Here is a 7,477-nt window from a genome sequence, read left to right as displayed (position 1 = left end):
CCTCGGCGCCGCCGTCGACCTGGCCGGCACGCTGCTGCGCGACGGCGTCCCGGCCGGCGGCGCGCTGGCCGCGACGTTCGCCCGGACCGAGCGTGCCCTGGCCGGTCTGCGCTACCCGCTGGCCGCCGTCGCCGACCTGGCCGACCAGTTGTCCGCCTACCGGGCCAGGGCCGCGCACTACCGCCCGGAGCGGGTCGCCGACCTGATCGCGGAGCTCCACGCCCGGGACCGGGCGGTGCGCGCGGGCGGAGCCACCCCGGCCGCCCGGGTGCTGGGCAGCGACGAGCCCGCGGAGACACCGCTGCACCGGGTCCGGCTGACCGGCCTCGGCTGCCGGGTCACCGGCGGGACCGCCGAGGTGTACCTGGCCGATCCAGCCGGCATGGTGCTGGTGCTGCGCGGGCACTGGCCCGGCGGGCAGACCGGCGCCGAGCTCGCCGGCCGGCGGATGGGCGGGTCCACCCTGGCGGCGCTGGCCGCCGGCACCGTGGTGTCCGAGTCGGCGACCCGCAGCGCCAGCCGCACCGTCCGGCTGACCACCGGGCGGGTCGGCAAGACCACGGTGACCCCGTCGACCGGCTGGGACGCGCTGTCCGGCGCGGTGCTGGTGCGTGACCTGGCCGCGCTGGACCGGGCGCTGGCGCAGGCGCCGCCCCGGCTGGTGCGTCCCCGGGTGGCGGCCGAGCACCTGCGCGCCGTGGCCGTGGCCGAGGTGCTCGGCATCGGCTACCACCCCGGCGACCAGCGGCTCGAGGCGCTCGTCGCCGACCCGGCCGGCGGCACGGCCCGGGTGTCGGCGACCTACCGTCCGGCCGCGCCGGGCGCCCTGGACGCGCTGGACTCGGCGCTGCGGGCCGATCCCCGGTTCCTCGCCGGCACGGTCCGGCGCACCGGCGGCACCGTGGTCATCGACCCCACCGCCGTGCTGGTGGGCAGCGCGGTGGTGGTCCCCGACCTGGCGCCCGGGGACGGCGCCGCCGACCTGTCCGGCGCCACCCCCGAACCGCCGGACCGGGTCACCGCCGCCCTCGACGCCGCCGTCGCGGTGTGCGCCGAGGCCGCCCACCGCGGCCTGCGCCACCTCCCGGCCGGCTTCGCGGAGCGGGTCGGCGACGCCGCCGCCGACCTGCTCGCGGTGGGGCTGCCCAAGGCGGCCGCGACCCTCACCCGGTTCGCCGAGGCGCTCACCGACCCGGTCACCGCCGGTACCGCCTGGGTCGACGCCCAGATCCGGATCAGCACCACCCGCGACGCCCGCTGAGGTGGCTAACCTCTGCGCATGCATCGCAGCCGACTGGTGGGGATCCTGATCGACACACCCGCCGAGCAGGCCGGGGCGGCCACCGAGTTCTGGTCCGCGGCGCTCGGTGCGCCGGCCTACCCGGCGCCGGGCGAGGAGCAGTTCACCGTGCTGGTCGGTGCCGCGCCCAGGCTGCTCACCGTCGTGCAGGCGGTCGGTGACGGGCCGCGCTACCACCTCGACATCGAGACCGACGACCTGGCGGCCGAGGTCGCCCGGCTGACCGCGCTGGGCGCCGAGCCGGTGGCCCAATGGCAGGAAGCGCACACGTTGCGCGCCCCCGGCGGGCACCTGCTCTGCGTGGTACCCGTGCACAGCGACCCCGAGACCTTCGCCGGCAACGCCCGAACCTGGCCGTGAACTAGTCCGGGGGCACGGCTTCCCACGAAGATCCGCAGGACGGGCCCCTAGCCGGGCGTGGTGACCAGGTCGGACAGGACGATCCGGCCGAGCAGTCCCTCGAAGAAGCTCAGGTGGACGCCGTTCTCGGTGACCCAGGCCTGGGAATCGTCGCCGTCGTAGAGCTTGGTCATGATCGGGTCCAGCCGCCAGGACACGCCGGCGGCGGCCAATCTGGACCGGACGGTGGCCATCGCGCGGCGGTCGGGGGGCCACAGGCCGGTGGTGTCGATGGGGCCGGTGCCGGGCGGGCCGTGGTCGGGCAGGCCGAGGGACACGGCCGTGAGGTGGCGCCGGTGGAAGCGGAACTCGAGGTCGTCGCCGTAGAGCAGCGTCATCGGCGTGGAACGCCGGTACGGCTCAAGGTGATCGGCCGCGCCGAACGCCTCGACGACCTGTTCCGGCGTTGCGTCCAGACCGATCGTGCCGAAGCGGCCCTCGACGACGAAGCTCTCCAAGTCGACCGTGTCCGTCACATCCGATCCAGTGCCTTGAGCAACGCCTTGAACTCGACGATCTTACTGCGCTGGCCGATCGCCCGTTCCCACGCTTCTTTCACCTTGGGATGCGGGCTGTCGCCGAGGGTCGGCAGCGACACCGACCGGGCCTGCTCGATGCCCGCCTCGGCGTGTTTGCGCACCCAGTCGCGGAACTCCTGATGCTCCATGGCGTTGCGGACCTCCCGCACCGCGGCGTCCCATTCTCTGGGGTGCTGCGCGGCCCGGCCGGGATGCGCGGGTTTGAAGGTGACTCCGCCATCCCTGGTCGGCACGATCTTCACCTCCATGTTGCCGGCCCGTCCGTACACGCTGACGTGCACCCCCTTGTCCAGCAGGTCGGGCGCACCACGCTTCTGCGAGCGCATCAAGTCCCGCACGCACTGCGGGGTCAGGCCGAGCGGGTCGGACCATTCGACGGGGTTGGGCACATAGGAATGCGGACCCGTCCCGCCGGACAGGCCGAGCGGGTCACCGCTGGCGAACCGGCTGGACTCGGCGTCGTAGTACCGGTACAGGTTGTAGGCGAGGCCGCTTTCCTGATCGTGGTACTGGCCGGGAAACCGTAGTGGGCAGTACGGCCCGTCCGGGACGGCCAGACTCTGGCCCCAGAGCGTACGCGGCGCCGTTCGGGCGACGTTTCCCTGCGGGTCGACCATTTCGGTGGGTGTGCCGACCAGATCCGTGACCAGCGCGTAGAACTGGACGTCGATCCAGTCCTGCGGCGCGGACGCGACCCGCTCGATCTGGGTCACCGGACGGGCGTTGTCCGGGTCCCAGTCCCAACTGGTCGTTGTCGCGTCCGGGTAGTGGGTCTGCTCGGCGAGCAGGAAGCCGTCCCATACGAAGACCGTCGACTCGACCGCGGCGCCGGACTCGTCGAGGCGCTGCTTGCCGACCCGGCGGCCGATCGCGTCGTAGTCGTAGCGCCAGCGGGTGCCGTCCGGGGTGGTGAGCCCGATGAGCCGGTCGTCGGCGTCCCAGGCGTAGGTCCATGCCCGGCGCTGACCGGACAGGGTGCGCTGGTGCCGTTCGACCACGCGACCCTGAGCGTCGTGCCGGTAGGTCGTGTTGCCGGCGCGGCGGATCAGCGTGCCGGCGTACTCCCGGGGCCCGGTGGTGGACGTGGCGTCCGGCAGGGTCGCCGACGTGGGGTTGCCGGCGGCGTCGTAGGCGTACCGCTCCGTCCAGTTGCGACCGTGCACCGCGGTCACCCGTCCGGCACGGTCCAGTTCGAACCGGCGCGATCCGGCGAGCTGATCGTCGACGCCGATCACCGCGCCGTCCGCGCGGTAGTGGTAGACCCGCTGTTGCACGGGGTTGGCGCGAGCGGTGATCCGCTGCGCCCGCAGTTGGTGGTTGACGTCCCAGGACTGGGTCAGCACGGCCGCGCCGAACTCGCGGCGGATCTCCCGCCCGGCCGCGTCGTAGCCGAACCGGACGGTTCGTCCGGCCACCTCAAGGGCCAGCGGCCGGTCGTCGGCGTCGTAGGTCCAACGCGACTCGGTGCCGGACGGGGTCAGCCGGCGCAACCGGCGTCCGGCGGCGTCGTAGGCCGACCGGAGCGTGCGGCCGTTGACGGTCTCGGCGATCACGTTGCCCAACGCGTCCCGCTCGTAGGACAGCGCGATCTCGCCGTTCGTGGCGGCGGTCAGCCGGCCGGCCGGGTCGTAGGCGAAGGTGGTCGCCGCGATGTCGGACCGCTTCGTGATCACCTGCCCGAGCGGATCGCGGGTGAACGCGACGGTCTCTCCCGCGCCGTTGGTGCGCGCGACCAACTGACCGGCCTCGTCGTAGGTGTAGCCGACGGCGCGGCTGTTGAAGTCGGTCTCCCGCACCAGGTTGCCGGCCGCGTCGTACTCGTACCGCCACACCAGGCCCTGCGGGTTCGTGACCGATGTCAGCCGCAGGACGTTGTCGTAGCCGAACTCCAGCCGGGCGCCGTCCGGACCGGTGCGCGCGACCGGCAGGTCCATGCCACGGTACTCGTAGCCCGTCCGCCGGCCCGTGGCGTCGACGTGCTCGACCATGTTGCCCTCGCCGTCGTAGGCGTACCGCTCGACGCCACCGTCCGGGCTGGTCCGGGAGATCAGTTGACCCTCGACCGTCCAGCTCAGCCGGAACACACCGCCGAGTGGGTCGGTGACCGCCACGACCCGGCCGAAGGTGTCCAGGTCGAGACGGGTGCCGTCCCCCGTGGCCACGATCAGTCCGGCCGGGTTCGAGGTGAACTCCCGGACCACGCCGAGCACGTCGGTGACCGAGGCGAGGTTGCCCCGCTCGTCGTAGCCGTAGCGGCTGGCCGCCCCGGCCGGGTCGATCACGGCGCGCACGTTGCCACGTTCGTCGTACTCGCGGCGCCAGACCGCCCCGTCCGGCTCGACGACGGTGACGGGCAGACCGAGATCGTTGTACCCCAACAGGATCTGGCTGCCATCCGCCCGGGTGATCGTCGTCGGGTTGCCGTCCGGGTCGTACTCGTAGCGGGTGGTGCGGCCGAGCGGGTCGGTACGGGACAGCAGCCGGTCGAACTCGTCCCATTCGGAGGTCGTGGTGTGCCCGAGTGCGTCGGTCTCGGCGACGACGTTGCCCCGCTCGTCCAGTCGGTACGTGACCGTGTTCGCGAGGGCGTCGGTGAACCGGGTGGTCCGGTTCTCCTCGTCGTAGCTGAAGGTTCCGTTCAGGTATCCGCCGGAGCCCTGGTTGGCGACGCAGCGGCCATGCTCGTCGTAGAGGTAGCGGTACCACTCACCGTTGCGGTCCGTCCAGCGCGCCAACCTGCCCGCGCGGTCGTAGCTGAACCGCATCGGCCGGCCGGAGGAGTTGACGACCTCGGCCAGATTCCCGGCCTCGTCGAAGCCGAACCGCGCGATCCGGATGCCGGACCCGTCCGGGTTGCGCAGGCGCAACCCGGTGACATGGCCCGCGGCGGAGTCGAGATCGACGTGATAGCCGCCGGAATGCCGGGCCGCGGTGACCAGCCCGGCCGCATCGCGGTCGAAGTCGATCCGATGGTCGTTCCGGTCGGTGATCGCAACCAGCGGGCACGCCGCCCGCCCGGCGGCGAAGTGCAGTGTGCGGCCGGTCTCGCGCTGGGTGATGGTGAACCCCGCGGCGGTGCGGGACAGTGGCCAGCGCGGACCGTGCACGGGCAGCACCGGCCGTCCTACCGGCGGATGCGGGTACACCAGCAGCATGCCGTCCTCGGCGACGAACACCATGCCCTCTTCGTCCGACTCCAGGCGCTGGTCCACGGTCGACGCCCAGCTGGGGCCGAAGGAGAGTCCGGCCCGGTAGGAGGAGACGTGCGTGCGACGCAGCACCAACGGCAGCGCGCCGGGCAGCGTGATGTCGACCTGGGTCAACAGCACCTCGCCGGTGACCACGTCCACCGGATCGTTGCAGGTTACCCGGTTCGGTTCCGGGGTGCTGGTCGACTGCGGGTCGGTCGGGCGGGCGCCCGCGCCACCCGTCGGGGAGTCGCCGTGGGGACGGGTGCCACCTGGGCCGGCGCCGGGCGCGTCCGGCGAGCCGGAGGTGTCCGGAGTAGACGATGGGGAGGTGCCGTCGGGAGCGTGCGGATGCGCCGACGGTTTGTCGCCGGCGTGCCGGGCCGGGTTGGTGCCACCGGGGGCATCGGCCTTGCGCAGCAACTTGCGCAGCATGGCGATGATCTCGTCAAGCTTGTCGATGATCTTGCGGATCCGCGGCGCGACGTTGCCGATCGTCTTGACCAGCTTGCGCACCAGGTCGGCGACCTTGTTGACCACCTTCGTGATCGCCGTGGTCGCCTGGGCCACCACCAGCGGCGTGGCCAGCCCCAGCGTGGCCACCGTCTCCAGCGCCCACGAGATCAACCGCCCGACCAGCTCCCCCACCAGATCCCGGATGAACTCCCGAACGAAGGCCACCACCTGGCCCATCACCATCACGCCGACCGAGATCCCGTCGGCCAGCGTGCCCGCCCCGGCCACCGCGTCCGCGGCCTGCGCGGCATGGCCCCGGTAGGCGTCCCCGGCCGTCCCGGTCCACCCGGCCGTGCCGCCGTTGACCTCGCCGGTCAGATCCTGCGCCACCGCCCCCACCTCGGCGGCCACGTTGCCCCACGTCTGCGAGAACGACTCGATCACCGGCGGGTCGCCGGCGAACCAGTCCAACGCCTCCTTCAACGGCCGCACATGCTCGATCAGCCAGGACACCCCGTACGACGCCAGCGTGCCCAACGGATCGATCACCATCGACAGGACTTCCAGTCCGACGCCCAACCCGCCGAGCCCGGCCTCCACCCAGTCCCCGTTGGACACCCCGTTGGCCAGGTCCACACAAGACTCCGCGATCCCGATCCCGGTCACCGCGGTCGTCTGCGACACCGGTGCGGCCACCAATGGATTGCCGTCCACCATCGCCTCCCTCACCCCTCCGGCCACAGCCTGGCGTTTTCACCGACGATCACATCACGGGTTCGGCTCCACTCGGGTCGCGAATTAGCCCGCCCGCCGCATCCGGTTGCGCTGTTCGGGCTAGGCGCGGCTGATCAGCGCAGGACGAAGCCGGGGAACAGGTCGTCCGCCGGGTCGGCGGTGAAGAGGTGTTCGCCGGTCTTGTGGGCGGTGCCGGTGACGACGGGGATCACGGCCGGGTGGTCGTGCACCGTGAGGTGGCGCTCGACACGGGCCAGGAAGCGGGAGCCGACGATGGAGTCGTGGATGAGGTGGCGGTCGCCGGGTAGGCGGTGGGTGGCGGCGAGCATGGCCACCCGGCTGGCCGTGCCGGATCCGCACGGGGAACGGTCCACCTGGCCGTCGGCGAAGATGGTGACGTTGCGCTGGTGCGGGTTGCCGGCGGCGTCGGTGCCGAGGTCGTCGTAGAGGATCGTGCCGTAGATGCCGTCGAGCCGGTCGTCGGTGGGGTGCCGGGCATACGGGGTGGGGTCGAGCGCGTGCTTGATCTCCCGGCCGGCGGCGATCAGGTGGTTGAGGTTGTGGGGTTGCACGGTCAGGCCCAGTGCGGCCGCCGGGACGTGCGCGTAGGTGGCTCCGCCGTAGGCGATGTCGGCGCGGATCTCGCCACGGGTGGTGGATACCGGGACCTGTTCGGCGACCGGCCAACTGGCGACGTTGACGAAGTCCACCCGTGCGACGCGGCCCTCCGTGGTGTGCACGCGGGCCGTGGTCCGGCCGGACGGGGCGTCGATGGTCACCGCCGTGGTTCCGGACGCCTCGGCGGGAACCCGGCCGGACTCGACCGCCCAGGCGCCCAGTGCCATGGTGCCGTGGCCGCA

4 protein-coding genes and 1 pseudogene are annotated in these 7,477 nt (G+C 72.6%); 2 read left to right on the top strand and 3 right to left on the bottom strand.

What is annotated here, in order from left to right; all coding sequences use genetic code 11:
- Together VFO68_RS27305 and VFO68_RS27300 are read left to right on the top strand one after the other, a co-directional pair.
- Positions 1–1,261 (top strand): annotated as a pseudogene (locus tag VFO68_RS27305) (hypothetical protein); the annotation flags it as partial.
- Between the two features lie 18 nt (positions 1,262–1,279).
- Positions 1,280–1,660 (top strand): VOC family protein, encoded by a 381-nt coding sequence (locus VFO68_RS27300; RefSeq protein ID WP_325161263.1) that lies wholly within the window; start codon positions 1,280–1,282, stop codon positions 1,658–1,660.
- Positions 1,661–1,707: 47 nt separating this feature from the next.
- On the opposite strand, the gene VFO68_RS27295 is transcribed toward VFO68_RS27300, so the two are convergent.
- From VFO68_RS27295 to VFO68_RS27285, 3 genes are all read right to left on the bottom strand, one after another.
- Positions 1,708–2,175 (bottom strand): hypothetical protein, encoded by a 468-nt coding sequence (locus VFO68_RS27295; protein ID WP_325161262.1) that lies wholly within the window; start codon positions 2,173–2,175, stop codon positions 1,708–1,710.
- Positions 2,172–6,599: a DUF6531 domain-containing protein gene (locus VFO68_RS27290; RefSeq protein ID WP_414635588.1), complete on the bottom strand. Its 4,428-nt coding sequence runs from the start codon at positions 6,597–6,599 to the stop codon at positions 2,172–2,174. The genes VFO68_RS27295 and VFO68_RS27290 overlap by 4 nt, the downstream gene beginning before the upstream one ends.
- Positions 6,600–6,730: 131 nt before the next feature.
- The coding region (locus VFO68_RS27285) for a proline racemase family protein (protein WP_325161260.1) at positions 6,731–7,477 on the bottom strand (747 nt) is incomplete at its 5' end.

It is taken from the genome of Actinophytocola sp. (assembly GCF_035712165.1).
In the GTDB taxonomy this organism is placed as follows: domain Bacteria; phylum Actinomycetota; class Actinomycetes; order Mycobacteriales; family Pseudonocardiaceae; genus DASYTH01.
This window is presented reverse-complemented; position numbering and strand designations above follow the sequence as displayed.

Excerpts from the sequence above, each read along its gene's own strand:
- VFO68_RS27300 (WP_325161263.1), top strand. The coding sequence starts at position 1,280 with ATGCATCGCAGCCGACTGGTGGGGATCCTGATCGACACACCCGCCGAG.
- VFO68_RS27290 (WP_414635588.1), bottom strand. The coding sequence starts at position 6,599 with ATGGTGGACGGCAATCCATTGGTGGCCGCACCGGTGTCGCAGACGACC.